Source organism: Allobranchiibius sp. CTAmp26, from assembly GCF_017565405.1.
Classification (GTDB): Bacteria; Actinomycetota; Actinomycetes; order Actinomycetales; family Dermatophilaceae; genus Allobranchiibius.
In genome coordinates, this window is the sequence record NZ_JAGEKR010000024.1 from 1 (window position 1) to 25,198 (window position 25,198).

At 65.3% G+C, this 25,198-nt stretch carries 19 protein-coding genes; 11 read left to right on the forward strand and 8 right to left on the reverse strand.

What is annotated here, in order from left to right:
• Nucleotides 1-140 precede the first annotated feature (140 nt).
• Entirely contained in the window at nucleotides 141-1,739 is a 1,599-nt protein-coding gene (locus tag J4030_RS16230; RefSeq protein ID WP_208050286.1) for a fibronectin type III domain-containing protein, read from the reverse strand.
• A gap of 984 nt (nucleotides 1,740-2,723) precedes the next feature.
• Here J4030_RS16230 and J4030_RS16235 point away from each other — a divergent pair.
• The 6 genes from J4030_RS16235 (at nucleotide 2,724) to J4030_RS16260 (ending at nucleotide 10,279) form a co-directional block, all read left to right on the forward strand.
• The gene (locus tag J4030_RS16235) at nucleotides 2,724-5,489 is read left to right on the forward strand and encodes a DEAD/DEAH box helicase family protein (protein ID WP_208050287.1); all 2,766 of its coding nucleotides are present in this window, start codon (nucleotides 2,724-2,726) and stop codon (nucleotides 5,487-5,489) included.
• The gene (locus J4030_RS16240; protein ID WP_208050288.1) at nucleotides 5,486-6,727 is read left to right on the forward strand and encodes a restriction endonuclease subunit S; all 1,242 of its coding nucleotides are present in this window, start codon (nucleotides 5,486-5,488) and stop codon (nucleotides 6,725-6,727) included. The genes J4030_RS16235 and J4030_RS16240 overlap by 4 nt, the downstream gene beginning before the upstream one ends.
• A gap of 20 nt (nucleotides 6,728-6,747) precedes the next feature.
• A complete protein-coding gene (locus J4030_RS16245; protein ID WP_243763503.1) occupies nucleotides 6,748-7,635 on the forward strand; it encodes a restriction endonuclease in 888 nt (295 codons plus the stop codon).
• Between the two features lie 113 nt (nucleotides 7,636-7,748).
• Nucleotides 7,749-8,240 (forward strand): helix-turn-helix domain-containing protein, encoded by a 492-nt coding sequence (locus tag J4030_RS16250; protein WP_208050290.1) that lies wholly within the window; start codon nucleotides 7,749-7,751, stop codon nucleotides 8,238-8,240.
• A gap of 4 nt (nucleotides 8,241-8,244) precedes the next feature.
• Complete coding sequence (locus J4030_RS16255) at nucleotides 8,245-8,817, forward strand: PIN domain-containing protein (RefSeq protein ID WP_208050291.1); 573 nt, start codon at nucleotides 8,245-8,247, stop codon at nucleotides 8,815-8,817.
• A complete protein-coding gene (locus tag J4030_RS16260) occupies nucleotides 8,810-10,279 on the forward strand; it encodes a class I SAM-dependent DNA methyltransferase (RefSeq protein WP_208050292.1) in 1,470 nt (489 codons plus the stop codon). Before J4030_RS16255 ends, J4030_RS16260 begins: the two co-directional genes overlap by 8 nt.
• A gap of 425 nt (nucleotides 10,280-10,704) precedes the next feature.
• Here the strand turns inward: J4030_RS16260 and J4030_RS16265 are convergent, their stop codons facing one another.
• The 6 genes from J4030_RS16265 to J4030_RS16290 form a co-directional block, all read right to left on the reverse strand.
• Entirely contained in the window at nucleotides 10,705-11,508 is an 804-nt protein-coding gene (locus tag J4030_RS16265) for a hypothetical protein (RefSeq protein WP_208050293.1), read from the reverse strand.
• Nucleotides 11,501-13,183 (reverse strand): AAA family ATPase, encoded by a 1,683-nt coding sequence (locus tag J4030_RS16270; RefSeq protein ID WP_208050294.1) that lies wholly within the window; start codon nucleotides 13,181-13,183, stop codon nucleotides 11,501-11,503. Before J4030_RS16270 ends, J4030_RS16265 begins: the two co-directional genes overlap by 8 nt.
• 748 nt (nucleotides 13,184-13,931) lie before the next feature.
• Complete coding sequence (locus tag J4030_RS16275; protein WP_208050295.1) at nucleotides 13,932-15,311, reverse strand: hypothetical protein; 1,380 nt, start codon at nucleotides 15,309-15,311, stop codon at nucleotides 13,932-13,934.
• A gap of 199 nt (nucleotides 15,312-15,510) precedes the next feature.
• Entirely contained in the window at nucleotides 15,511-16,620 is a 1,110-nt protein-coding gene (locus J4030_RS16280) for a tyrosine-type recombinase/integrase (protein WP_208050296.1), read from the reverse strand.
• A 255-nt stretch (nucleotides 16,621-16,875) separates the two neighbouring features.
• Nucleotides 16,876-17,769 (reverse strand): diacylglycerol kinase family protein, encoded by an 894-nt coding sequence (locus J4030_RS16285; protein WP_208050297.1) that lies wholly within the window; start codon nucleotides 17,767-17,769, stop codon nucleotides 16,876-16,878.
• Nucleotides 17,766-19,352: an FAD-binding oxidoreductase gene (locus J4030_RS16290; RefSeq protein ID WP_243763497.1), complete on the reverse strand. Its 1,587-nt coding sequence runs from the start codon at nucleotides 19,350-19,352 to the stop codon at nucleotides 17,766-17,768. The genes J4030_RS16285 and J4030_RS16290 overlap by 4 nt, the downstream gene beginning before the upstream one ends.
• 104 nt (nucleotides 19,353-19,456) lie before the next feature.
• Between J4030_RS16290 and J4030_RS16295 the strand changes: the two genes are divergently transcribed.
• Nucleotides 19,457-20,974, forward strand: a complete 1,518-nt coding sequence (locus J4030_RS16295) for a glycerol-3-phosphate dehydrogenase/oxidase (protein ID WP_208050298.1) — start codon at nucleotides 19,457-19,459, stop codon at nucleotides 20,972-20,974.
• A gap of 19 nt (nucleotides 20,975-20,993) precedes the next feature.
• On the opposite strand, the gene J4030_RS16300 is transcribed toward J4030_RS16295, so the two are convergent.
• On the reverse strand, nucleotides 20,994-21,404 hold the full coding sequence (locus J4030_RS16300) for a helix-turn-helix domain-containing protein (protein WP_208050299.1): 411 nt from the start codon (nucleotides 21,402-21,404) through the stop codon (nucleotides 20,994-20,996).
• A gap of 101 nt (nucleotides 21,405-21,505) precedes the next feature.
• Here J4030_RS16300 and J4030_RS16305 point away from each other — a divergent pair, with 101 nt between their 5' ends.
• The 4 genes from J4030_RS16305 to J4030_RS16320 all read left to right on the forward strand — a co-directional run bounded on the left by J4030_RS16305 (nucleotide 21,506) and on the right by J4030_RS16320 (nucleotide 25,184).
• The gene (locus tag J4030_RS16305) at nucleotides 21,506-22,375 is read left to right on the forward strand and encodes an SDR family oxidoreductase (RefSeq protein WP_208050300.1); all 870 of its coding nucleotides are present in this window, start codon (nucleotides 21,506-21,508) and stop codon (nucleotides 22,373-22,375) included.
• A gap of 114 nt (nucleotides 22,376-22,489) precedes the next feature.
• Entirely contained in the window at nucleotides 22,490-22,729 is a 240-nt protein-coding gene (locus J4030_RS16310) for a hypothetical protein (RefSeq protein WP_208050301.1), read from the forward strand.
• A gap of 69 nt (nucleotides 22,730-22,798) precedes the next feature.
• Nucleotides 22,799-23,980, forward strand: coding sequence for a flotillin family protein (locus J4030_RS16315; protein ID WP_208050302.1), 1,182 nt, complete (start codon nucleotides 22,799-22,801; stop codon nucleotides 23,978-23,980).
• 31 nt (nucleotides 23,981-24,011) lie between these two features.
• Nucleotides 24,012-25,184 carry an acyl-CoA dehydrogenase family protein gene (locus tag J4030_RS16320; protein ID WP_208050303.1) on the forward strand — a complete coding sequence of 391 codons (1,173 nt, stop codon included), beginning with the start codon at nucleotides 24,012-24,014 and terminating at the stop codon, nucleotides 25,182-25,184.
• The last annotated feature ends 14 nt before the right edge of the window (nucleotides 25,185-25,198 follow it).

The following is a 25,198-nucleotide window of genomic DNA, read 5'->3' on the forward strand; positions in this document are numbered from 1 at the left end:
GCGTCAAACGTGTATCCGACCTCCACTGACCCGGAGACCTTCGGCGTCACCGGGACGAGCGTGCCGTAGGCCACCGCGCTGGTGAGGGCGCTCTCGCGGTCCGCGGTGGTGTACCCGGACTCACTACCTGTCACCGCGACCTACCTCCACGCGGACTTACACTCTTTCCCTACACGACGCTCTTCCGATCTTGCACCGGAGATGGGCGTCACTGCGCCAGCGGAGGAAACCCGGTACCACTGGTAGGTCAGGCTCACCGGCGCCGGTCCCCAGGCGCCGGGCGTTGCGGTCAACGTGTAACCGACCTTCACTGACCCGGACACCTTCGGCGTCACCGGGACGAGCGTGCCGTAGGCCACCGCGCTGGTGAGGGCGCTCTCGCGGTCCGCGGTGGTATACCCGGACTCACTACCTGTCACCACCACCTTCAACTGGGCACCCGCATCAGCAGGTGAAAGCGCATACGTCGAACCCTTCGCGCCAGCCACCACCGTGGAGATACCACCAACAACCCGAGACCACTGGTACGACAACGCAACCGAACCCGGACCCCACGTACCAGGATCAACACTCAACGAAGACCCCACCTTCGTCGTTCCCGACACCGTGACAGTCCCAGGACTCAGGGTGCCAAGCGGAGTGACTGCGGTGCTGGTGTCTGATGGCGAACTGGACCCGACCGCATTCGAGGCGATCACAGTGAATTGATATGCCACGCCGTTCCTCAGCCCCGCGACAGTGGCTGAGGTGCCTCGGGTCTTAACGGTGACGCCGTCTGGGATCGAAACAACCGTGTAGCTGGCGATGGGCGCTCCGCCATCGTTGGTGGGCGGATTCCAGGAGACGGTGGCGGACCCGTCGCCTGCCGTTGCCGACGGTGCGTCGGGCTTGGCCGGAACGTGTAGCGACCCATCGTTGACCGTGAAGTTGGCGGTGGATAGGTCCAGGGTGTGGCTGGTTGGGCCCACGGCGTTCGTTGGAACCTTTTGAATGCTGCCGTTCGCCCGGTAAATCGCAACGTTCCCACCCGCATCCGTGACGTAGACACTATCGAGTGTGGACGTGCCGTTGGGCCATGTCGTCGGAATGGTCTGGGTGAGGGTCCCAGTCAGCGGAATCCCGCCGCTACGCGCTATTTGGTGTTGACCGCCAAGGGAGTCCGAGTAAATGAACAAGACCTGACTAAGCGCGCCAGAGTCATCAGAAGCGCTGTAGTGCAGCGTCTGAATCTGACCCGGAGTCACTGGCGACAGATCTGCGCTGAACGAGTTCAGCACCGGCGTCGTCACATCGGCGCTGCTTCCATCGACCGTGAAGTTGGCGGTGGATAGGTCCAGGGTGTGGCTGGTTGGGCCCACGGCGTTCGTTGGAACCTTTTGAATGCTGCCGTTCGCCCGGTAAATCGCAACGTTCCCACCCGCATCCGTGACGTAGACACTATCGAGTGTGGACGTGCCGTTGGGCCATGTCGTCGGAATGGTCTGGGTGAGGGTCCCAGTCAGCGGAATCCCGCCACTACGCGCTATTTGGTGTTGACCGCCAAGGGAGTCCGAGTAAATGAACAAGACCTGACTAAGCGCGCCAGAGTCATCAGAAGCGCTGTAGTGCAGCGTCTGAATCTGACCCGGAGTCACTGGCGACAGATCTGCGCTGAACGAGTTCAGCACCGGCGTCGTCACATCCGCAGCCGCAATTGCGCGGGGTGGTGTGACGAAGAACGCACCAAGCAGAACGAGCAATGCGGCTATGGCACGCCCAGCCCAGGAAACATCTCGTCTGTGCGTTAGCACGCGTGCAGTGGGGCGAAGTGCCACGGTTCCCTCTCGGAGCATTCAGGCCCTCCAAGGTGGATCCGCCCGTCACTGCTGATCCTACCGGGATCACAGGCCCGGACGCGTCAATGATCCTCAGATCTGGCCACCGGCCACGATCCCAAATACCGTGGTGACGCGGACGTCCGAGGGTTCCGCGCTTACCACCTGAGGTCGTGGTCGCTGCCCTTGCCCCCGTCGGGTTTGGCCATCGCAACTGTCCAGCTTTCGAGCGGCGTCGACATGGCAATACCACTGAGCACCGGCAGCCAACCCGTTCCGCCGCGGCCGCTGGTCCGGTCGATTCCCGTAAGACCGCCCGGGCGCAGCGCCCGGTGAAGCTGGCTCTACCGGTTTGTCTCCTGCCGGGGCGCACCCACATGACGCCATACCAACTTGGCTTCGTTTCCCTCGGCACGGGCGGCGAACCCCCGGGGATGTTCAGCGGCTGCTAACCCTGGCTCATGGGAATCGGTGGGGCGGCCGCGTATCGGTCGCCGCCCGCGGTGATGCCAATGCATTCGCGCGGATTGCGACCAGACGTCCGCCCTGGTGTACGACCAGCTAATAGCATTGTATGAAGTACTAGTACAACGCCGAAGAACGGATCCCGACGGCGTACTGCACTACTGGGTGCAGCTCCCCGTGCTGCAGCACCGGTCTCAGCTCGGCGGCATGACCTGGCTGGTGCGAGTGGCACTTCAGGATCGTTCGGTATCAGACTCGCGGACTGGCCATACTCAAATCTGATCTGCCGCCCATCACAGTCGATTGCGGCTTTTACATCGAGGACCTCCAGGACGATGGATGGCTGATCATTTCCAAGGCGTCTCTTGTTCCATGTTCGCTGCATCTCGACATCCGCCGTCGGACGACCCGAGGTTGGGGCACGCCCAGTAACCTGCGAACACTATGAATGCGCATCACGGGGACGACGCTCGGCTGGCTGCCGAGGCACGGGCGCGGGTGGTGATCGATCGCCAGCTGACCGATGCCGGATGGGTCGTCCAGGACAAGAAGGCGTTGAACCTGTTCGCCACTCAGGGCGTCGCCTGCCGCGAGGTCCCGATGAAGTCGGGGCACGGTCGCGCGGACTACCTGCTGTACGTCGACCAACGCGTCGTCGGGGTGATCGAGGCCAAGCCGCTGGGCACGACGCTCAGCGGGGTGGAGTGGCAGTCCGCGACGTATGCGGAGGGCCTGCCCGCCCACGTACGGCTCAAAGCACTGACGCGCGATGGCCGACTGCCGTTCGTGTTCGAGGCGAGTGGCAGCGAGACGCACTTCACCAACGGCTACGACCCCGACCCACGGGCGCGGCAGCTGTTCGGGTTCCCGCAGCCGGCGACGCTTGCGCGCATCATCCGGGACGCTGACACCGCCCCGGACGCACCCACGTGGCGGGCGAAAGTGCGGGATCTTCCGGAGTTGGACATGTCCGCGCTGCGCCCCGCGCAGATCACCGCGATCACCGGCGTCGAGCAATCGCTGGCCGCGCAGCACTTCGATCGGTCCCTGGTGCAGATGGCGACTGGCGCTGGCAAGACGTACACCGCGGTCACGCTCGCCTACCGGTTGCTCACGTTCGGTGGGTTCAAGCGGATCCTGTTCCTGGTCGACCGCAACAACCTCGCCGACCAGACCATCGCGGAGTTCCAGAACTACCGCACGCCCGGCGATGGGCGCCGGTTCACCGAGATCTACAACGTCGACAAGCTCACCCGCTCCGGCATGCTCGCCAGCAGCAACGTCGTCATCTCCACCATCCAACGCGTGTACACGGCGCTGCAGGGCCAGGACGTCAGCGCCGAGGACGACCCGGGCCTGGACGACTTCGTGCCCGACTCCCCCGTCACCGTCTCCTACAGCGCGCAGCTCCCGCCGGAGACGTTCGACCTGGTCGTCGTCGACGAGGCGCACCGCTCGATCTACGGCGTATGGCGCGGCGTGCTGGAGTACTTCGACGCCCACGTGGTCGGCCTGACCGCGACGCCGGGCAAGCAGACGTTCGCGTTCTTCCGGCAGAACCTGGTCTCGGAGTACACCTATCCGCAGTCGGTCGCCGACTGCGTGAACGTGGATTTCAGCGTCTACAGGATCCGCACCGAGATCTCCGAGCGCGGCGGGTCGATCGACGCCGGCACATTCGTGCCAAAGGTCGACCGGCGCACCCGCACGCAACGCCTCGAGGCCTTGGAGGAGGACCTGGAGTACACCCACAAACAGCTCGACCGCGCGGTCACCGCCAAGTCGCAGATCCGGCTCGTGCTCGAGACGTTCCGCGACCGCCTCTTCACCGAGATCTTTCCCGGCCGCTCGACCGTGCCGAAGACGCTGATCTTCGCCAAGGACGACGCGCACGCCGAGGAGATCGTCACCACCGCGCGCGAGGTGTTCGGCAAGGGCAATGCCTTCGCCGCGAAGATCACCTACAACGCGCGCGACCCCAAGGGACAGCTGCAGGCATTTCGCACGTCGCCCAGCCTGCGCATCGCCGTCACCGTCGACATGATTGCCACGGGCACCGACGTGAAGCCCCTGGAGTGCGTGTTCTTTATGCGCGACGTGCTCTCGGCGCAGTACTTCGAGCAGATGAAAGGCCGCGGTGCCCGCACCATCGCTCCCGCCGACTTCCAGTCCGTGACCCCGGACGCGTCCGGGAAGGACCGATTCGTGATCGTCGACGCGGTCGGAGTCACCGAGCACGACTTCGTCGACCCACCCCTGAACCGGGAGAAGGGTGTCTCGCTCAAGAAGCTGCTCGACAAGGCCGCCACGCTGTCCCTCACCGAGGGCGAGACCGCCACCCTCGCGTCCCGCCTGGCCAAGCTCGAGCTCGACCTCACCCCCGCCGAACGTGACGAGCTCGACGGTGTCGCCGGCGGATCCGTACGCGGCATCGTCCGCGGCCTGGTCGACGCGGTCGACCCCGATGTCCAAGCCACAGCGACTCAGGGGCAGGCCGATCCGGCCGAGGCGATCCAACGGCTCCTCGACGAGGCGGCCAAACCGCTCGCCGCTAACCCTGAGCTGCGCGGCCGCATACTCGAGCTGCGCGCCACCCACGACCGTGTGATTGACGAGGTGAACGCCGACGCGCTGATCTCAGCCGGCGGCGTCGTCGACACCGGCCGGGCGCGCTCCGTCGTCGAGTCCTGGGAGGCGTACCTCGAGCAGCATCGCGACGAGATCACCGCGATCCAGCTGCTCGGTGAAGCCCGCGTCCGACGGATCAACTTCGCCGACATCCAGGAGCTCGCCGACCGGATCAGCAGGCCGCCGCATAACTGGACGCCCGACATCATCTGGAGCGCGTACGAGACGTTGTACATCGACCGCGTGCGCCACAGTGACCGGCACACCCTCACCGATCTGGTGTCGCTGTTGCGCTATACCGTCGGCGCCGACGACGAACTCGTTCCGTACGCCGACCGCGTGCGCGAGCAGTACGTTGCGTGGCTCGCCCAGCAAGAGCAAGCCGGCACGAACTTCACTGAGGCACAAAGGTGGTGGCTGGACCGGATGGTCGAAGTGATCGCGAACTCCGCTGGCATCACCGCCGAGGACCTCGACGACGCACCATTCACCGAGCGCGGTGGCGTCGACGGTGCGCTGCGCGACCTCGGCGACCAGGCGGCCGACCTGCTGGAGAACCTGAACGCCGAACTCACCGCATGAGCGAGGTGCCGTTCGGCTGGTCGGAGGCAGCTCTAGGTGACGTCTGCAAAATAGTCTCTGGTGCGACCCCGAAGACAGGTGTACGAAGTTTCTGGGGCGGCCCCATCGCTTGGCTTACACCGAATGACATGTCCCGCGATCGATCCCAGACGCTGCAGGGCGGCGACCGTTCATTGACGCATGCCGGCCTCGCCTCGTGCAGCACCCGGCTCGTCCCGGCGGGATCGGTTATCGTCAGCTCGCGCGCACCTATCGGATATGTCGCTATTGCGGGTCGAGAGATGTGCACAAATCAGGGCTGCAAGACGGCCATACCTCCCGATTTTCTGGACTCGAAGTATCTCTACTGGTACTTGTTGGCCGCAAAGCCAGATCTGGATTCGCGCGCCAGCGGTACGACGTTCAAAGAGATCTCTGCAAAGCGGTTCGCGGAGACGCAGATTCGTTGGCCCGGCCTCTCCGAGCAACGGCGAATTGTTGAGATCATCGAAGACCACTTCTCCCGTCTCGACGCAGCGGCGAATTATGCGTCCGCTGCTCAGCAGCGAACGAAGACCATGGTGTCCTCCGCCCGACAACTACTCGTCGCTGCTGCAGCTTGCAACTCAACGACCTACACCCTGGGCGAACTTGCATCGGTCGGCACTGGGACGACGCCGCAGCGCTCTGAACCTCGGTACTACGCGGGAGGCAACATCCCGTGGATAACCAGCGGCGACTTGTCACAGGGTGACCTCCTTGAGGCCAATCGGTTCGTTACCGACGCAGCACTCGCCGAGACGAGCTTGAAGTTGTATCCGACGGGGACGCTGCTGATTGCCATGTACGGCGAAGGAAAGACCCGAGGTACGGTCGCCGAGCTGGGCATCCCAGCTACGACAAACCAGGCCTGCGCAGCTGTCGACGTTCGGGACGAAGCCCTGAAGCCGTGGATCCGCCTCGTCCTCGAAGCCAACTACTCGGCTCTGCGACGACTTGCAGCCGGTGGTGTGCAACCAAACCTGAATTTGAGTCTGGTCCGGGCGATCCAAATCCCCATCCCTGACAACGCGGACCGGGAACGGCTGATGGCTTCCACCACCCAGGTCATCGGAGGGGCTTCCTCGATTCGGGGCGAACTAGAACCCTTTGTTGACCGCGTCGCAAAGTTGCGGAGTGCAGTCTTTGCGGCTGCTTTCAGCGGCAGGCTCGCCGGCCGTAGCACCGACGACGAAGTGATCGAGGAGGTGGCCGGGTGATACCGGACTTCCAGACGCTCATGCGGCCGGTCCTTGCTCTCCTGGCGGACGGTGCCGCCCGCCGATCCCGAGATGTCAAGGACGTCATGGCCGAGGAGCTCCGGCTCACGGAGACCGAGCGAGCTGAGCTTCTGCCGAGCGGACGGCAACGCACCATCGACAACCGAGTCGGATGGTCGCTCACCTACCTCTCGCAGGCCGGCTTCGTCACACGGCCCAGCCGCGGGCACGTCCTGATCACGGACGACGGTCGTGCGGCTCTCAAAGAAAACCCGTCGCATATTGACATGAAGACCCTCGAGGCGTACCCGGCCTACCTCGAGTTCCGCGACCGGACGCGCGACAAGACCTCGCCCACGAGCTTCGCCGTCCACGACGAGCCGAGTGAGGCGACTCCCAGCGACCTCATCGAGCAAGCTCTCTCGACGAACCGAGCGGCGGTCGAGGGTGAGATCCTGCAAGCGGCGCTGGCACTGTCCCCCACCGGGTTCGAGGAACTGGTCATCCGGCTCCTGGCGGGCATGGGATATGGCACGGCTGGATCGGTCGAGCGCACCAGCGCATCCGGGGACGCGGGTGTTGACGGCATCATCAGCCAGGACCCGCTTGGCCTCGATCGCATCTACGTTCAGGCGAAGCGGTACGCCGAAGATCGGACCATCGATCGGCCCAGGATCCACGAGTTCGCCGGTGCCCTCCTCGGAAAGCAGGGCGACAGAGGCGTCTTGATCACAACCTCGCGGTTCTCGAGTGGCGCCATCCAGGAAGCCGAGCGGATCAACGCACGCATCGAGCTGATTGACGGTCGACGGTTGGCCGAGCTGCTCGTCGCCTATGGCGTGGGCGTGCAGGCCGATCAGACCGTGACGTTGCACCGGCTCGACGAAGACTTCTTCGAAAGTCTGTAGTGCTTTGGGCTCCACCCAATCTGGTGCCGGACGCGCGCCAGCGCGCAGCAAACGCTTGCGCCAACCGAGTCCGACTCTGTTCGTTTTGTTCGTTTCGAGCTAGTATTAGCGCCATGCCGACCCCCACGAAGACCGCCGCGCGGCACGCTGAGACCTATCTCCCGTCGTCGGAAGACGAGGCGTCAGCGTCGTCGCTGGCCAATTTCCTGCGGGTGGGCGACGGTGGCCTTGCCGCACTCATCGCACCGGACGGCACGACGATTGCGCTGTCAGCCCAGGTTCACCGCGTTCTGGTGCAGGTCGCTGACGCCATGGCACAGGGCATGGGCGTGACCGTCGCACCCCATAACGCCATGCTCACTACCCAGGAAGCCGCCGACTTCCTTGGGATCTCGCGGCCGACCCTGGTGCGCATCATTGATCGCGGCGACCTGGAGGCAGTGAAGCCGGGTCGGCACCGGTACGTCGCTCTGCAGGATCTGATCGCCTATCAAGAGCGCGTGGCTGTGCAACGGCGCCAGAGTCTTGACGAGATGGCGCGCGATGCCGAGAGCGCAGGTCTTTACGACCTACTCGATGGTCAGCCACCGCTGAAGCGCCATTGAACCAATGACGTTCGAGGTCCTGCTTGACACGTGTGTCCTCTACCCGCCGACGCTGTGCGACACCCTGCTGCGTATCGCCGAGAACGGAGCGTTCGAGCCGCGCTGGTCGGCTGAGGTTCTGGTCGAACTGGAGCGCAATCTGGCCACGATTGAGTCCGTTGGTCGCGAAGGCGCCCACGCACGGATCACAGCGATGACGGGTGCGTTCCCGAACGCAACCGTCGCGGCATACGAGCAGTTGCTCGATGACATGCCTGGCCATCCTGACGATGCTCACGTCATGGCCGCAGCGATCGTGTCTCGGTGCCAGGTCATCGTCACAGCGAACCTGAAGCACTTTCCTGGGCCCGAACTCGGGCAGTGGGGTTTGACCGTCAGCCATCCGGACGCCTTCCTGCTCGATCAACTCGAGTTGCACCCGCGAGAAACCCTCCTCGCCCTGCAGAATCAGTCGCGCGAGTCATCCCGCCCGTCACTGTCGACACCCCAACTGCTGGCATCGCTCCGGCGGACCGGGGTACCCCGATTTGCCGCGGCGGTCGCACGCCTACGAAGCCAAGGAGTTCACGATGACTGATGCACGCCGCCTGGTCGACAAACTCTGGTCGTACTGCGATGTGTTGCGCGACGACGGAGTCGGTGTCATCGAGTACACCGAGCAGCTGACCTACCTGCTGTTCCTGAAGATGGCGCAAGAGCGGGCCACCCGGAAGCTCGCGCCTGAGCAGGTCGTGCCCAAGGAGTACTCGTGGCAAACCCTGCTCGACGCCCAGGGCGACCGCCTGGAGTTTGAGTACACGCGGATCCTCAACGGCCTCGCCCGTGAAGACGGTGTCATCGGCACGATCTTCCGTAAGGCGCAGAACCGGATTCAGGACCCAGCGAAGCTGCGCCGGCTCATCGTCGACCTGATTGACAAGGAGAACTGGTCGCAGTCGGGCACCGACATCAAGGGCGATGCCTACGAGGACCTCCTCTCCAAGGGGGCGTCCGATAAGGGCTCCGGGGCCGGCCAGTACTTCACGCCTCGGGCTCTGATCGAGGCGATCGTCGACGTCGTACAACCGACGGTCGACGACACGGTCGTCGACCCGGCCTGCGGCACCGGTGGCTTCCTCTTGGTTGCTCATGACCACGCCTCGCGCGGCGCCGAGTCGATGACCCCGACGCAGCGTGACCACCTCCGCGACGAGTTCGTGGCGGGCTACGAACTTGTCGACGGCACAGCCAGATTGGCCGCGATGAACCTGCTGCTGCATGGCATGGGAACCTCCAACGGGGACTCGCTCATCGAGGTGCGCGACTCCCTGATCGCAGACCCGGGCCGCCGCTGGTCCGTCGTGCTGTCGAACCCGCCGTTCGGCCGGAAGTCATCGCTGACCATGGTCGGTGCGGATGGTCGGGAGGCCCGGGAGGACCGCGAGATCGAACGCCAGGACTTCGTTGCAACCACGAGCAACAAGCAGCTGAACTTCGTCCAGCACATCGCCACGATCCTCAACACGAACGGTCGCGCGGCCGTCGTCCTGCCGGACAACGTCCTCTTCGAGGGCGGCGCCGGCGAGAACATCCGCCGCAAACTGCTCGCGGATTTCGACCTGCACACCATGCTCCGGTTGCCGACCGGACTCTTCTACGCCCAGGGCGTGAAGGCCAACGTGTTGTTCTTCGACAAGAAGGTCGCCCGACCCGGGCAACCCTGGACCGAGCGGCTTTGGGTCTACGACCTGCGCACTAACAAGCACTTCACCCTCAAGCAGAACCCGCTGCGCCGTGCGGACCTCGACGAGTTCGTTGCTGAGTACACCGCGACCGAGCGCGCCGAGTCTGAACGCTGGAAGTCGTTCACGTACGACGAGATCATCGCCCGCGACAAGGCTAACCTCGACATCACCTGGCTCAAGGACGATTCGCTCGAGGACCTCGACAACCTGCCGTCGCCGGACATCATCGCCCGCGAGATCGTTGAAGACCTCACTGCCGCCCTCGCCGAATTCGAAGCAGTGGCAACGTCTTTGGAGGAGCAGCTGCGCAGCTGACGGTCCGCGCGCTCAGCTATCCGCCGGATCCAATCCGGTGACGGCAGTTCTGGGTTACTACTCGTGTAGAGGTGCCGGCGGCCTCATTGGCAGCCGGCGCGTACGTGCGCGGGCGCATAGACACCCATCACACATTCGAAACAGTCAGCACTCCCCGCGTGGCTTGGAGGCCAGGATGTTCCGAGTCAATCCGGTTGACGTCAACCCGACTGCTTGTCTTCGTTCTGGCTGCATCGCCTCGCGTTCGGCCCACGCCCCCAAAGCGGGTTCCCGTCTCTACCGGGTGTCGTACCGCCCAGAACGCGGCAACTTCTCCACCTGTGACAGACACCCCGACCGCTAGCCAGCAAATCAGTCACGGCGGAAGGGGGCACCGTCCTCGGTCTGTACGTCGAGCTTAGGAGAAAATCCGCCCCAGGCCGGCGCTAGTCAGACGCCGCGGACTCGGCGATACGTCTGGAAACTACCGACTTGAGGCGCCGCTCAGCGAAGATCGCGGACAGTGCCCGGACCCGGGACCGGCTGTCTGCGGCAGAGACGTCCACTCCCAAGTAGCCCTCGTCCAACCATCGCTTCATCGTGTGATCAAAAAGGACTTGATTGGAAGATCTCACAAGGAAGTCGCACGCCGCCAAACTGTCCTGGATTGCCGCAAGGTCGAGAGCGACTCCGTATTGAGCCTTGCCAAGGTCATCGATTCGGAGGGTTCCGTGCGCTCGGGTATCAAACCTTCCGGACCAGTGGACCGATGCATGACGGATCGCGCACACCGAGTCAAATGTCGCTACCGCCTTCCCAAGGGCCGTTTCTTCAGCTATTTGATATTTCGTGAATCGCTTGAATTGCTTAGCGATAACTCCTTTCGAGCTAAAAAGCACGCCCTCGACCAACCCATACCCAGCTTTTCCCGTCGCGAATGTGCGAACCGCAGAGAAAGGAATCGATTCCAACGCGACGTTGCGAGCTACCCATGGGCACGTATTTGCGAGATCGGCGAAAACCGTCCGAAAGTAGTTCTCAGTAGATCCAACCATCTGCGCAACGAGCATCTGGCCCAGCGTCACGTCGTGATCCCCACCCATGAGCGATGTCGACAACCTGTTCATAAGAATGACGTCATCGATCCACTGAGAAATCGCAGACTCTCGAGAGATTTGAACCTCACGAACACAAGCTCGGATATCGATCTGCGAGGCGACGCCCGAATAGTTCACCACGACATCACTCATAGATGAACTCTTCGGCCACGGATTTTATCTGAGCTGCGCGTTTTGGGCCTATATATTCCGCGGCCAGCAATTTTACATTCTCTTCGTCGGTCAGGATATCCTGGACCGTACTTACTTTTCCTGCAGCCGTGATCCGATCCAGTTGCTTTTGGCTGATTGGCAATTTCTCAATGCTTGTCGACAGCAACTCCTCATAAATCGAGGCATCAGTCAGGGGCGCCCCGCAATGCGAGCAGAACCGCGCCTCGGGTATCTCCCTAGGAGTGCCACACCGCTGGCATGCCGCCATGTCGAGCTTGCAGCGGCTCAAAAAATCCTTACCCAGGAGACTGGCAAGTGTTCGGCGAACGCGCGCTGCGGACGATTCACGTCGAGCGAGGCCGTCAATAGCCTCAGCAATCGACGGGTTGCGCCCAAGTGCCATGGCACCATGGGTCAGCAGAAGCGAGTAATGAATCACCACCTGCCTGAAGGACTTCGGGCCCATGCTGAGATTGCTGGAACGCCGCAGAACACCTGCGTACTCCAGCAAGCCCAAAATGCGGTCAACCTCTGCCGGGACCGGCTCTTGCAAGAGGACCGACACGACTTTAGTTGTGCCTGGTCGGCCGGAATTATACGTCGATATAGCATCGATACAAGCGCCGACCAGATCGCTTCCAACTGCAACGAAATTTTTGTATCTCGGCAGTTTCTCTTCTAGTGACAGAAAGACTTTGATGGTCGCCGCCGCCGAATCTTCAATTGCTGAATCGCACAGTTGAGTGGTGTTCTTGAGGGAACCATCTTCATCTTCTTCTAGGAATTGCGACAACATGGAAAGCAGATTCCTCGGGAGCCCAAAACTTGCGAGGGCTAGATATTCGAGTGCACCGCGGCGCCCTCGAAGCCGCGCCAACGATTCTGCATCGAGTCGCTTTTCGCACATTTCACTCATCATTGGTATGAAGTCGGGATCAGAGGGATCAAGCCAAACGTCCGAAACTTGAACGTCATGCCCGACTTGGAAACGAGGGGTATAGGTCGTCACGCCGGGGTAGACGGCGGCTTTGGCGCTAACCACTCTGGATCGCAGATTGCCGAAGATCTCGAAAAACTCGCGCTGCTGCTCCGGAGAGAAGGCATGAGCTGCGTCATCTAGGAGCAAGACCACGCGCCGCCTGCCAGCAGTTGCAGAGACGCGTTCTAGTATCTCGAGGATCTCCGTCAGCGTGAAGTCGCTCGGCGGAGCTTGGTCCACGCGGCGACGCTCGACGGCATCAGCAACTGTCGTGGCGAGCTTCAGTCGGACCGCCGGTGCTTCGGCTAGCTCCAGTCCAAGAGCGTCTGTCGCTTGCGACAGTCCTCGAAGGATCAGAGCAAGGACCCACTGCCGAAAAAAGGCAAGAGCACTTGGATCTCGGCGCAGCTCAGGCTCAAGCGAGAGTGACTTGGCGTAGTTGACGTATATCGGCAACGCAACGGCTTCGTCTTGGAGCTGATAACGGGCTAACCGAAGATAGGTGCTCTTCCCGCTGCCTCGGGGGCCGATCAGGAGTCTCTGGCCGGGGCTCTTCAACTTACGCAACAGGCTCTCTTCGCGCGCGGTGAGGATCGTGCACCGCTCGAGTTCCTGCCGATTCATATCCTCGGCCCTGTATCCCAGGTCGATCAGGTCGTCAGAAGTGGCGCTCACGGCGTCATCCTTCCATCTGGTTGGAACAACGATGGCGGAGCCATGCGGCGTGCGGTCCTATCAACTCACATTCCCAGTCGTTCGCACGCGTTCCCGACCGACTCGCATCACAGCACCGAGAGCGCGCGAGATGCGTCTGACCGCTGCGTAGGGTCGCGTGACGCTGGTGCTGGGACCCGAACAGGCCAGTGGGTGATCTGGTTGACGGCGATCCCAGCCTGCATCAAGCAGCAACGCACACCTGCGAACCGCACGTGAGTCCGCTCGTGGCCGTCTCTGAGGACAACGGCGTCCATTTCGCTTCCTCTGTACGCTATCTCGATGTCCAGCTAACCACCTCAAGCGTGCGTCTTCGCCGATGACCGCGTTAACGCCGTGCGCCAACTCGTTGGCAGGATCAGGCTGAGAGGTGTGAGGGTGCTAGAAGACGGCACGTTTGGCCACGGCGTATGAAGCCCCGCTCATTCAGACTGCGGATCTCCTCGAGCGCACGAGAGGTGCCTACATCAGCTACCTACGGACGGCCGATGCTCTGTGGTCGGGATAGGCGCACAGTGGTATCGGCACTAGTGAAGCCACGCTCGTTGACGTCTCGTCGACACAAACTTCTGTGGCTTTGGCGCGTCTGGCGCACGCGGCGGGGTATACGTTCGCCGATCGCCGCGAAGTCGACTGTCCCACTTCGCCGATTATGCCGATGCAGCAGGATACTTAGTGGATTGGCTGGCTAGAATTTCTGCGCACAGTGTCACGCCGAGCCGGAATTGGCGCGCACCTCCCGGGCGAGCGCCCGGATGACCGTTTCCTTTAAGACACTGAGTTGGCCGAGAGGCTCTCCACGGTCGTCTACGGAGCGCATGGCCCAGTTGTACCAGCCCTTCGAAACCTGCCTGCTGTCGCCAGGAACGAGGCGCCCGTAGTGTCCAGTTGCATTCCTCCGCGCATACCAGATCCGGACCTGCTCATACAGGGACCTGCCAGGCCCTGCGGCACCGTCTTGAGAAGCTGTCGTTGACGAGCGAAGGTACTCGTAAACCCGAGGAGCTGCAGCGCTCGTGGTGGCGTTTGGATCGCCCGGCCATGGGGAGCCATTAAGCAGCGTGACCACCTGACCCGGTGCGATGCGAGCACCCGAAAGTAATTCTAGAATGGACCAGTACCTGAAGTAGCGGGCATCCACGGAGGCTTCAGGAATTGCCTCCGCAAGCAGTTCGTACGCAAGCCGGATGATTGGGTCTTTCTCCGATGCGCGTACTTGGTCGAGCAGGAATCGCTGGTCTTCTCCCGCGATGAATCCACCCGCGAGATTGCCTAAGTACTGGGCTCCAGGTAGTGAGAGCTTGGTCAACACTCCGTCATTCGACTGGCGTTGCTGAATGGCAACGACAACCGGACGTCCCGCCGCCCCTCTATTAGCGCTAAGCAATGCAAGTGCTAGTCGCACGCTTTCCTCGGTCATACGGCCGGCGTCCTCGTATGTGACTGCCCAAACGGCGGGAAATACGGCGGCACAAAGTGGATAGGCGGATGACGCCTGAGACCTCCATGGCTCGACGGAGGCGATGTCGCCAGGAGCCCAACCCAAGTCGCGCACAACTTGGTTGACGATCAGTCGGTACTCCTCCATTCCTAAGCTAGGAGATAATGGTTGTATGGACCAGCCCGGGAGTTTTGCCGGCTGGGTAAGAAGGAGGCCTTCGACCAGGATTACTACACGGTGCTCGATTGTTCCAGCACCTACTTTACCCAGGGGTGTGCCGTACATTTCCCCCTGCTTGGCAAGCAGTTCCGCGAGCACCTCTTCGCTGGCCTTGGGCGATGATATCGCTGAGTTGAGCGTGGCCGGTCGACTAGAGGAAATCTGTCGTAAGATGTTTTCCTCAGGGCTTTTGATCTGCGTAACCATGACGATCGCTTCCGTACCCAAGGACAAGCCAGACGGCACTGTGGTCGTGCCGCGGCCGTTGCCGTCTATAACGATCGGGGTAGACAAGCACCAAGCTGAATCGACAGCGTCGACGTAGCCGAGATCCACTTGAAGCGTTCTGCCGCTCAGGTCTGCGCAGTTGGCGATATGGATGGTCAGTGGCTGCCCATCGGTAAGTATCTCCGGTTCAAGCCATGCCATGGGAGACACATCCCGGGGGTGGCCCTCGCCATCACCTCCGTCAGCGCCTGATGTGTCCACTCGAGTCAGCGTAGAGACTCCTGTCCGGGTTGTCCGCTCTTGCGGTTGAGGGAGGCGACGTCACGACGAGTGCGTCTTTTCGTAGCCGCATGTGTCTGTACCAGGAGGACTCGAAGGAAAACGGTGGTCCTACACGCAATTAGTAGCCTGCCAGCTCCGAGAGTTTCGCAGCGATCTCGGCGTCGCGGCCTCGTGCGACGTGCTGGTAGCGCATCGCCGCCTCCGCGGTGAGGTGCCCGAGTCGGTCCATCGTCTCCTTCGGTGTCGCGCCGGCCAGTGCAGCGAGCACAGCGCCGGTGTGGCGGAGGTCGTGCAGGCGCATGTCCGGGCGCCCGGCGGCCGTCCTGGCCTTGATCCAGTGGCGGCGGACTGTGTTGGAATGCACCTGGCGAGTGCTGTCCCCTACAGCTGCGAACAGCAGTGCATCCGTGTCTCGTTCAACGGAGCGGAGATGGTTCGTGACAGCCTCGACGATGTGGGGTGGCATTGACACGGACCGCTGCTGACCGTTCTTGGGTGTTCCGACGACCGGGGTGCTGTGGTCCCATGTAACTGCTCGTCGCACGTGGATGAGGCCAGCCCTGACATCAACGTCTCCGCGACGTAGCTCGGCGAGCTCACCGAAGCGCAGTCCACACCAGGCCGCGATGAGGATGAAAGCCCAGTAACGGTCAGGCATTTCGTTCATCAGCGTGACGATCTCCTCGGGCGATGCCGGGTCTATCGGGCGCTGGCGTCGTGCGATCCCGGCGCTCCGGATGGTGCAAGGATTCCTGGTCAGAATGTCGTCTCGCACCGCCTCGTTCAGAACGGCGCGCAACAGCGAGTAGACCTGCGCTCGTTGAGTCGGTGTGTTCGGATCGAGGGTCGCGTACCAAGTACGCACGACTGGCGGCGTGATGTCGCGCAGTGACACCTCGGCGAATACCGGAAGGATGAACCGATCCAGCTGCCTCCGGTAGAGCGCACGAGTGAGCTGCTTGACCTCGCGCTGCAGCAGCCACGACTCGGCGTACGGGCCGAACGCCTCTATCGCGCGTTGGACCTGCGCCCGTCGGGACTTGGCGGGCGACCACTCGTCGTTCTGAATGAGCCGGCGCTCGGCTGCGAGCCAACCCTCGGCGTCCGACTTCGCCTGAAAGGTCGACGGTGCACGGTGGATGCCCTCATCCGGGCCCATGTAGTACGCCTGAAAGCGGCGGTTGGAACGCTTCCGGATCGTCCCGAAGTCCCGCTTCGCCCGGGTCACGACGCGCCGTCCGCGGACACATTTGGGCATAACTGGGGCATAACTGGAGGTACTTTGGGTCTTCTTACGCCCGCGGCTCTCATGCGTTGAAGGCTACAACGTCGCAGGTCAGAGGCATATAGCGTGAATTTGCGCCAAGCAAGAAACGGGCGCGTGGAGAATTCAAATCCTGTCACCCCGACCAGCAAAGAGAACGGCCCTGACCTGCGGGAACGCGGATCAGGGCCGTTCTTCGTCTCGGGCCACGCGAAGCGCTCAGCGGGTGGTTCGCGCCGTCGCCGGGTCGGGCGCGATGATCCGCAGCGCACCCGGCAGCACGGTCGCCGTCACCGGCAGCGGAGCGAGAGGGTCGCCGTCGGCGTACGCCTGGACGCCGTCGGCCTCGATGCGCACCTCGCGTCCGCGCAGGACGACGATCTCCTCGTTGGCGGTGTGGGTGCCGCGGTAGACCTGCGGCAGCTTGCGGATGAAGCTCGCGCGGCTGCCCGCGCCGAGCAGCAGGACGTCGAGCAGGCCGTCGGCCGGGTCCGCGTCGGGGGCGATGTGCATGCCCTTGCCGTAGTAGCCGGAGTTGGCGGCCACCACGGTGAACCCGTCGAACGTGCGCTCCACGCCGTCGACCGTGACCCGGTACGTCGTGACCGGGAACGTGGCCATCGCACGCAGTGCCCCGAGCGGGTACTGCAGCACGCCGGGCACCCGGCGCATGCCGTTCACCAGCTGCGAGGCCAGCGAGTCGACGCCGGCGTAGACGCTGCCGACGACGACCTTGTCACCGACGCCGATCGCGTCGACCAGGCGCACCCCGCCGTTGATCAGGAACGCCGCGAGCACCTGCGGGTCCGTCGGGATGCTCAGCTGGCGGGCGAAGTCGTTCCCGCGGCCCGAGGGGGCGATCCCGAGCGTGACCCCCCGGTGCGCCACCGCCTTCGCGACCGAACTGACCATGCCGTCGCCGCCGACGGCGACGCAGACCTCGTCCTCGGCGGTATCTGCGACGAGGTCGTCAGCCGCCTCGATGCCGGGACTGACCGTGGACCGCACCCGAGCGCCGCGTGCCCGCAGCGCCGCGCCGACCTCGGCGGCGACGCGTGCCCCGCGTCCTCCACCGGAGTGCGGATTCACCAGGAGGTGGAAGGAGCGGGTCACGGGATCAGCACCCCCGGGTTGAGCACGCCGGCGGGGTCCACGGCCTGCTTGACCGCGCGCAGCACCGTCGCCCCGATCGGGCCGATCTCCTCGGCGTACCACTGCTTGTGGTCCCGGCCGACAGCGTGGTGGTGGGTGATCGTGCCGCCCGCGTCGACGATCGCCTCCGACGCCGCTGCCTTGGCGGCGTACCACTGCCCGCGCGGATCGTCCGTCTCCCGGCACGCCACGGTGAAGTACAGCGACGCACCCGTGCGGTAGACGTGCGAGATGTGGCAGAGCACGATCGGGTTCGTCCCCTGCGCGCTCAACGCGCCTTCCAGCGCGGCCTTCACCTCGGCGTACAGGTGGTCCAGATTGCCCCAGAACGTCGCCGTCTCCAGGGTCTCGACCAGGACGCCCTCGTCGAGGAGCGCGTCGCGTAGGTACGGCGCGCTGAACCGCCCCTGCGCCCACTGCTGCCCGTCCTCGACGCCGAGCGGCGTGCCGCCGAGGCTCTCCAGGGTCGCCCCGACCTCGCTCCGCATCCGAGCAACGCGTTCTGCGGCGCCTTCGTACCCGCACACCATCAGGGCACCGCCCGGGGAGTCCGCGCCGATGCTCTCCGGTTTCGCGAGATTGAGCGACGTCTCGGTCTCGTCCGACAGCCGCAGGACGGTCGGGTTGATGCCGTCCTGGGTGAGCGTCCTCATCGCCGTCGCGCCGTCGGCGAACGACGGGAACCGCCAGGTCTCGTAGAGCGCGGTCGCTGGCGCGGCCCGGACCGCCAGCGTCACCTCGGTAACGATGCCGAGGGTGCCCTCGGAGCCGAGCACCATCTGTCTGAGGTCGGGTCCCGCCGCGCTCGCGGGCGCGGCCCCGAGCTCCCAGGTGCCCTGCGGCGTCGCGACCTTGAGGCCGACGACCATCGCATCGAATCGGCCGTACCCCGACGACGACTGGCCGCTGGAGCGGGTGGCCGCGAAACCGCCGATGGTGGCGAACTCGAACGACTGCGGGAAGTGACCGAGGGTGAGGCCGTGCTCACCGAGCAGCTCCTCCGCCCGTGGTCCGGAGACACCGGCCTGCAGCACCGCGGTGCTCGACACGTCGTCCACGCCGACCAGCCCGTCGAGTCGACCGAGGTCGATCGCGACGACCCCGGAGAAACCCTCGTGGGCGGCTGCGAGGCCGCCGACGACGGAGGTGCCGCCGCCATACGGGACGACGGCGATCCGGCGTTCGGCGCAGAGCGTCACGAGGGCCAGCACCTCGCCGTGATCCGCAGGGCGCAGGACGGCGTCCGGTGCTGCGCCGGCGTCGCCGCCGCGCAGAGCCAGCAGGTCGGGCGTCGACTTGCCACCCGTGTGCAGCACCCGCGCATCGTCGCCCGTGTCGACATGCTCGACTCCGACGACTCCGCGCAGCGCGTCGAGCAGCTCGTCGGAAAGTTCGATGGGTGGCAGCTGCACGGTCGCGACGTCCATCGCCGGCCGTGGGGACGCCGGCCCGAACGCCAACTCGAGCATGCCGATCGCGTTGGGCGGAAGCGTCGCCGCGTGAGCCGGATCTCCCCAGCGAGACCAGTGCATTCGATCACTCATACGTTAAAGTGTGACACAGAACGTTTACTCGTAACATCGGAAACGCCGAGAAGAACACACGCGCAATGCATCAGCCCGCACCGGGCACGTTGGGAAGGCACTCCATGGCCCGCGACACCGCACTCAACGGCGCCCGACGGGCGCGCGAACTCGCCGAGGTCACCGACGGCCGATCGATCGACCTCCTCGTCATCGGCCTCGGGGCCACCGGCGCGGGCGTGGCACTCGACGCGGCGTCGCGCGGCCTGAGCGTCGTGGCCATCGACGCGCACGACCTCGCGTTCGGCACGTCGCGGTGGAGTTCGAAACTCGCGCACGGCGGGCTGCGCTACCTCGCGCACGGCCAGATCGGCATCGCCCACGAGAGCGCGGCCGAGCGCGGGATCCTGCTACGCCGCACCGCGCCCCATCTCGTCCGACCGTCCCGGTGGCTGGTGCCCCTCACGCCGGACATCTCCCGCAGGAGCGCCGCGATCATCGGTGCGGGATTCGCCGCCGGCGACGTGCTGCGCCGCGTCGTCCGTACGCCGAGTGCGCTGCTGCCGCGCCCCGGCCGGGTCGGCGCGGCGCAGGCCCGCGCCCTCGCGCCCGCGCTACGACACGACATCCGTGGTGGCATCACGGCCTGGGACGCCCGGATCGAGGACGACGCCCGGCTGGTCGTCGCGCTGGCGCGCACCGCTGCGGGCGAGGGCGCCCGAGTGCTCACCCGGGTCCGAGCGCTCGAGGTGACGGGCGACGGGGCGCGGGTGCGCGACGAACTCGCCGGCACCACTCACGACATCAAGGCGCGGGCAGTCGTGAACGCCGCGGGCGTGTGGGCCGCCGGGCTGGTGCCCGATGTCGCCCTCCGGCCGTCACGCGGCACCCACCTGGTGCTGCGCACCGACACCCTCGGCGGAAGCGGCGTCATCGTCAACGCGCCGGTGCCGGGCTCGATCGGCCGCTTCGTCTTCTCGTTGCCGCAGCCGGACGGCCGGACCTACCTGGGACTCACCGACGAAGCTGCCGACGGGCCGGTCCCCGACGTGCCGGTCGCCACCGACGGCGAGATCGACTTCCTGCTCGACACCTTCAGCCGGGTGCTCGAGCGACCGCTGACCCGGGCCGACGTCGTGGGCACGTACGCCGGCCTGCGCCCGCTGCTGGACGCGGGCGGCTCGACCGCCGACATCTCCCGGCGCCATGCGGTGCTGACCTCGCCGGACGGGGTGGTGACGGTCATCGGAGGCAAGCTGACGACGTACCGCCGGATGGCGGAAGACGCCGTCGATGCGGTGGTCCGCGAACGCGGGCTCACGGCGGCGCCGTGCCGCACCCACGACCTGCCGCTCGTCGGCGCTGCGGCTCCCGCCGTATTGGCTCGGGTCGCCGCGCCCGATCGTCTGGTGCACAAGTACGGCACCGAGGCGCCCGCGCTGACAGCCGATGCCGACCTGCTGACCCCCGTCGGCGAGGACCAGCTCGTCACCCGGGCCGAGCTCGTCTTCGGCGTCACCCACGAGGGCGCGCTCGATGTCGACGACCTGCTCGACCGGCGCACCCGCATCGGCCTGGTCGCGACGGACCGTGCAGCGGTCCTGCCGGCAGCCACGGAGGCGCTGGACTCGTACGGCAGCTGAGATCCCTTCGGAACGGACCTCAGGCCGGCATCGGGCGGCCCGCGTCGTCGTACCGGTCGCGGGCGTCACGCACCCTCGACATGTGGTCCTCCGACCACGCCACGAGCATCTTGAAGGCGGGGGTCAGGGACGCGCCGAGCTCGGTGATCTCGTACTCGACCCGCGGCGGCACCTCGGGGAACTGGGTGCGGGTGATGAGACCGTCGCGTTCGAGCTGTCGCAGCCGACCGGTGAGGGTCTTAGCGGTCACCGTGCCCAGCGCGTCGCGCATCACGTTGAACCGCAACGGCCCCCGGTTCTGCAGGAGCCACAGGATCGGGGTGGTCCATCGGCTGAAGGCGACGTCGACGACCGGCGACACGGGACACGGATCGAATGCCTTGCCCTCTGCACACGGGGTGGCGACGGGATCGGCGGTGTCAATCGGCATCCCGACAGTATCTCCTAGGAACCTAGTATCCCGCGGGCCTATGTTGGCGAGGAGAACCCGGCGCGTCCGCGTCGGCCACGCTCCACGCCAGGAGGATCCCCATGCCCACGTACACCGTCACCGCCGCCACCGGTCAGCTCGGACGCCTGGTCGTCGAGGAACTGCTCGCCCGCGACATCGCCGCACAGGACGTCGTCGCCGTCGTGCGAACGCCGAGCAAAGCGGCCGATCTCGCCGAGCGGGGCGTGCAGGTGCGCGAAGGCGACTACGAGCGACCGGAGAGCCTGACCGCCGCCCTACACGACGTCGACCGGCTCCTGATGATCTCTGGAAGCGAGGCGGGTCAACGCATCCCGCAGCACACCAACGTGATCGATGCTGCCAAAGCCGGTGGCGCGACGCGCATCGTCTACACGAGCATCCTCAACGCCGACGACACGACCAACCCGCTGGCCGGCGAGCACCAGGAGACCGAGCGCATGCTGCACGCGTCGGGTGTGCCGATCACCCTGCTGCGCAACGGCTGGTACGACGAGAACTACACCGCCCAGCTCGCGCAGTACCTCGACCACGGTGAGATCGTCGGCGCCGCCGGCAGCGGCCGGATCTCGGCGGCCGCCCGCAAGGACTACGCCGTCGCCGCAGTGGCCGCGCTGCTGCAGGACGAGGCCGGCGACCACACGTACGAGCTCGGCGGACCGTCGTTCGACATGTCCGAACTGGCCGCGGCGGTCAGCGAGGTGACCGGCAGCACCGTCGTCTACCGCGACGTCCCCGCGGCCGAGTACGTCGCCGTGCTGCGCGGCAACGGTCTCGACGAGGCCACCGCGCAGTTCGTCGCCAGCATCGACACGTCCATCGCCCACGGCGACCTCGAGACCAGCAGCGATGACCTCACGCGGTTGCTCGGGCGGGCCGCCACACCGCTGGCCGACGTCGTCCGGGCCGCGCACGCGCAGCACACCCCGTGACCCGCGTCGTGACGGGACTTCCGATCGACAGGTAGCGCGTTCCTCGGCCGGGACACAGGTGTAGTTTCCAAGGGGTACGGCGACCGAGGGGGCCGCCCGATCGGGAAAGTCCGGATGAGCACATCTGATCTGTCGCCGGTCGGCCTGATCGGCCATCTGAGTGTGGCGACGCAGGGTGACGACGGACCGGGGGAAGCAGTGTTCAGGATCAGGGGTGGCACCGAGGCCTTCATCGCACGCTCCCCCGAGCCCCTCCGACGTGGACAGCAGGTCGTCTGTGTCGCGGAGCTCGGTTCCCGTGCCGTCGAGGTCGCCCCGTGGGGGGAGCGCCTGGACTCACTGCTGCGCCTCTAGGTCCGCACCCCTCACCATCTGCCTTCGCCGACGTACGGCGCGCACCACCCACTTCACCAAGGAGAAACAGTGTTCGGATATCGGGTCCCTCGCGCTGACGAGGCCATGCTCATCTCTGGTGGCAAGGGATCGGGCGTCTCCCCCTTCCGCGTCGTGACCGGTCACGGCGCGTTCGTGCTCCCCGTCTTCCGCAAGGTGCAGTTCCTCACGCTCTCGCTCTTCGAGGCCGAGGTGGAGGAGCCCTGCGTGACCAAGCAGGGCATCGCGCTCAGCGTGAAGGCGGTCATCGCGGCCAAGATCGGCTCCGACAACGACTCGATCGTGAACGCCGGCCAGCGGTTCCTGTCCGACCAGACCCAGATGGCCACCCTCACCGGTCGCATCTTCGCCGGCCACCTGCGCAGCATCATCGGCTCGATGACCGTCGAGGAGATCATCACCGAGCGGCAGAAGCTTGCCGGTGAGGTGCTGGAGGGCTCCAAGGAGGAGATGGCCCGGATGGGTCTGCTCGTCGACGCGCTGCAGATCCAGAACATCGACGACGGCGGCCTCGGATACATCAAGGCCATGGCCGCGCCGCACAACGCGCGCATCCAGCAGCAGGCGCAGATCGCGCAGGCCAACGCCAACCAGGCCGCGGCCGAGGCCGAGCAGCAGTCGCTGCGCGCGCAGTCCCAGTTCCAGCGCGACACCGCCGTCACCCAAGCCGGATACACCGCGGAAACCCAGGCGGCTCAGGCGAAGTCGGCCCAGGCCGGCCCCCTGGCGCAGGCGCAGGCGCAGCGGGAGGTCATCGCGGCACAGACCGAGTTGGCCCAGCGCAACGCCGAGCTGCGCCAGCAGCAGCTGGTCGCCGAAGTGGTGAAGCCGGCCGAGGCGGACGCCGAGCGGGTGCGGATCCTCGCTCGCGCGGACGCAGAGAAGGTGCAGATCCAGGCCGCCGCCGCGGCCTCCAGTAACCGGGTCGCCCTGGACCAGGCGCTCATCGCCCAGCTTCCGCAGATCGTGGAGAAGGCCGCCGCGGGTCTGGCGGGCGCGAACATGACGGTCGTCAACGGATCGGACGGACTGTCCGATCTGGTCACCGGGCTCGCCGGCCAGGGCGTGGCGATCTTCAACGCGCTCAAGGGCGACGTCGGCTCCGACCACGACAAGAACAACCGGTCGCAGGACTCCGGGCGCACCGGCGCCAGCGCCGCCAACCCCGACCCGAAGGGGATCGAGGGGCGCGAACAGGGCCCGCGGACCTGACGACGGTCGAGCGGGGCGTCATGATGGAGGGGTGACCGCACATCCCGCCCTGGACAAACTGACCGCCATCGACTCGCTGCTCTCCGAGGAGGAACGCGACCTCGCCACGACGGTCCGGTCCTTCGCGGACGACAAGCTGCGCCCCTACCTGGCCGACTGGTTCGAGGCCGGTGAGATCCCTGCTCGCGAGATTGCCCAGCAGCTGGGGGCGCTCGGCGTACTCGGTATGCACCTGGACGGTTACGAGTGCGCCGGCGCCTCGGCCACGATGTACGGCCTGGCGTGCCAGGAGTTGGAGGCTGCCGACTCCGGGCTGCGGAGCCTGATGTCGGTGCAGGGCTCGCTTGCCATGACGGCGATCCACCACTTCGGCAGCGAGGAGCAGAAGCAGGAGTGGCTGCCCCGGATGGCCGCTGGTGAGGCGCTCGGCTGCTTCGGGCTCACCGAACCGGACTTCGGCTCCGACCCCGCCGGCATGCGCACCCGCGCCAAGCGCGACGGTGACGATTGGGTCATCAACGGCAGCAAGATGTGGATCACCAACGGCACCGTCGCCGACGTCGCCGTCGTCTGGGCGCAGACCGACGACAAGATCCGCGGTTTCGTCGTGCCGACCGACACCAAGGGCTTCACCGCCACCGAGGTCAAGCACAAGCTGTCGCTGCGGGCGTCCAAGACCGCCGGGCTGTCCTTCGAGGACATGCGACTCCCGGGTAGCGCGGTGCTTCCGGAGGTCTCGGGCCTGCGCGGGCCGCTGACCTGTCTGTCCGAAGCCCGGTTCGGGATCATCTTCGGCGCCATGGGTGCCGCGCGTGACTGTCTGGAGACCGCGCTGGAGTACGCCGGTTCCCGCATCATCTACGACAAGCCGCTCGCCGGCTTCCAGCTCACCCAGGCCAAGCTGGCCGACATGACCTTGGAGTTGATGAAGGGGCAGCTGCTGGCTCTGCACATCGGCCGGCAGAAGGACGCCGGCACGCTGCAGCCCGCGCAGGTGAGCGTCGGCAAGCTCAACAACTGCCGCGAGGCCATCAAGATCGCCCGGGAGTGCCGCACCATCCTGGCGGCCAACGGCATCACGCTGGACTACCCGGTGCTGCGGCACGCCAACAACCTGGAGTCGGTGATGACCTACGAGGGCACCTCCGAGGTGCACCAGCTCATCGTCGGCCAGGCACTCACCGGCGAGGCCGCCTTCCGCTGACCGTGACCCCGTCG

Bases quoted from the DNA above. Each gene is read 5' to 3' on its own strand.
- J4030_RS16235 (WP_208050287.1), top strand. From the start codon at position 2,724: ATGAATGCGCATCACGGGGACGACGCTCGGCTGGCTGCCGAGGCACGG.
- J4030_RS16240 (WP_208050288.1), top strand. From the start codon at position 5,486: ATGAGCGAGGTGCCGTTCGGCTGGTCGGAGGCAGCTCTAGGTGACGTC.
- J4030_RS16245 (WP_243763503.1), top strand. From the start codon at position 6,748: ATGCGGCCGGTCCTTGCTCTCCTGGCGGACGGTGCCGCCCGCCGATCC.
- J4030_RS16250 (WP_208050290.1), top strand. From the start codon at position 7,749: ATGCCGACCCCCACGAAGACCGCCGCGCGGCACGCTGAGACCTATCTC.
- J4030_RS16255 (WP_208050291.1), top strand. From the start codon at position 8,245: ATGACGTTCGAGGTCCTGCTTGACACGTGTGTCCTCTACCCGCCGACG.
- J4030_RS16260 (WP_208050292.1), top strand. From the start codon at position 8,810: ATGACTGATGCACGCCGCCTGGTCGACAAACTCTGGTCGTACTGCGAT.
- J4030_RS16265 (WP_208050293.1), bottom strand. From the start codon at position 11,508: ATGAGTGATGTCGTGGTGAACTATTCGGGCGTCGCCTCGCAGATCGAT.
- J4030_RS16275 (WP_208050295.1), bottom strand. From the start codon at position 15,311: ATGGCATGGCTTGAACCGGAGATACTTACCGATGGGCAGCCACTGACC.
- J4030_RS16290 (WP_243763497.1), bottom strand. From the start codon at position 19,352: ATGAGTGATCGAATGCACTGGTCTCGCTGGGGAGATCCGGCTCACGCG.
- J4030_RS16295 (WP_208050298.1), top strand. From the start codon at position 19,457: ATGGCCCGCGACACCGCACTCAACGGCGCCCGACGGGCGCGCGAACTC.
- J4030_RS16300 (WP_208050299.1), bottom strand. From the start codon at position 21,404: ATGCCGATTGACACCGCCGATCCCGTCGCCACCCCGTGTGCAGAGGGC.
- J4030_RS16305 (WP_208050300.1), top strand. From the start codon at position 21,506: ATGCCCACGTACACCGTCACCGCCGCCACCGGTCAGCTCGGACGCCTG.
- J4030_RS16310 (WP_208050301.1), top strand. From the start codon at position 22,490: ATGAGCACATCTGATCTGTCGCCGGTCGGCCTGATCGGCCATCTGAGT.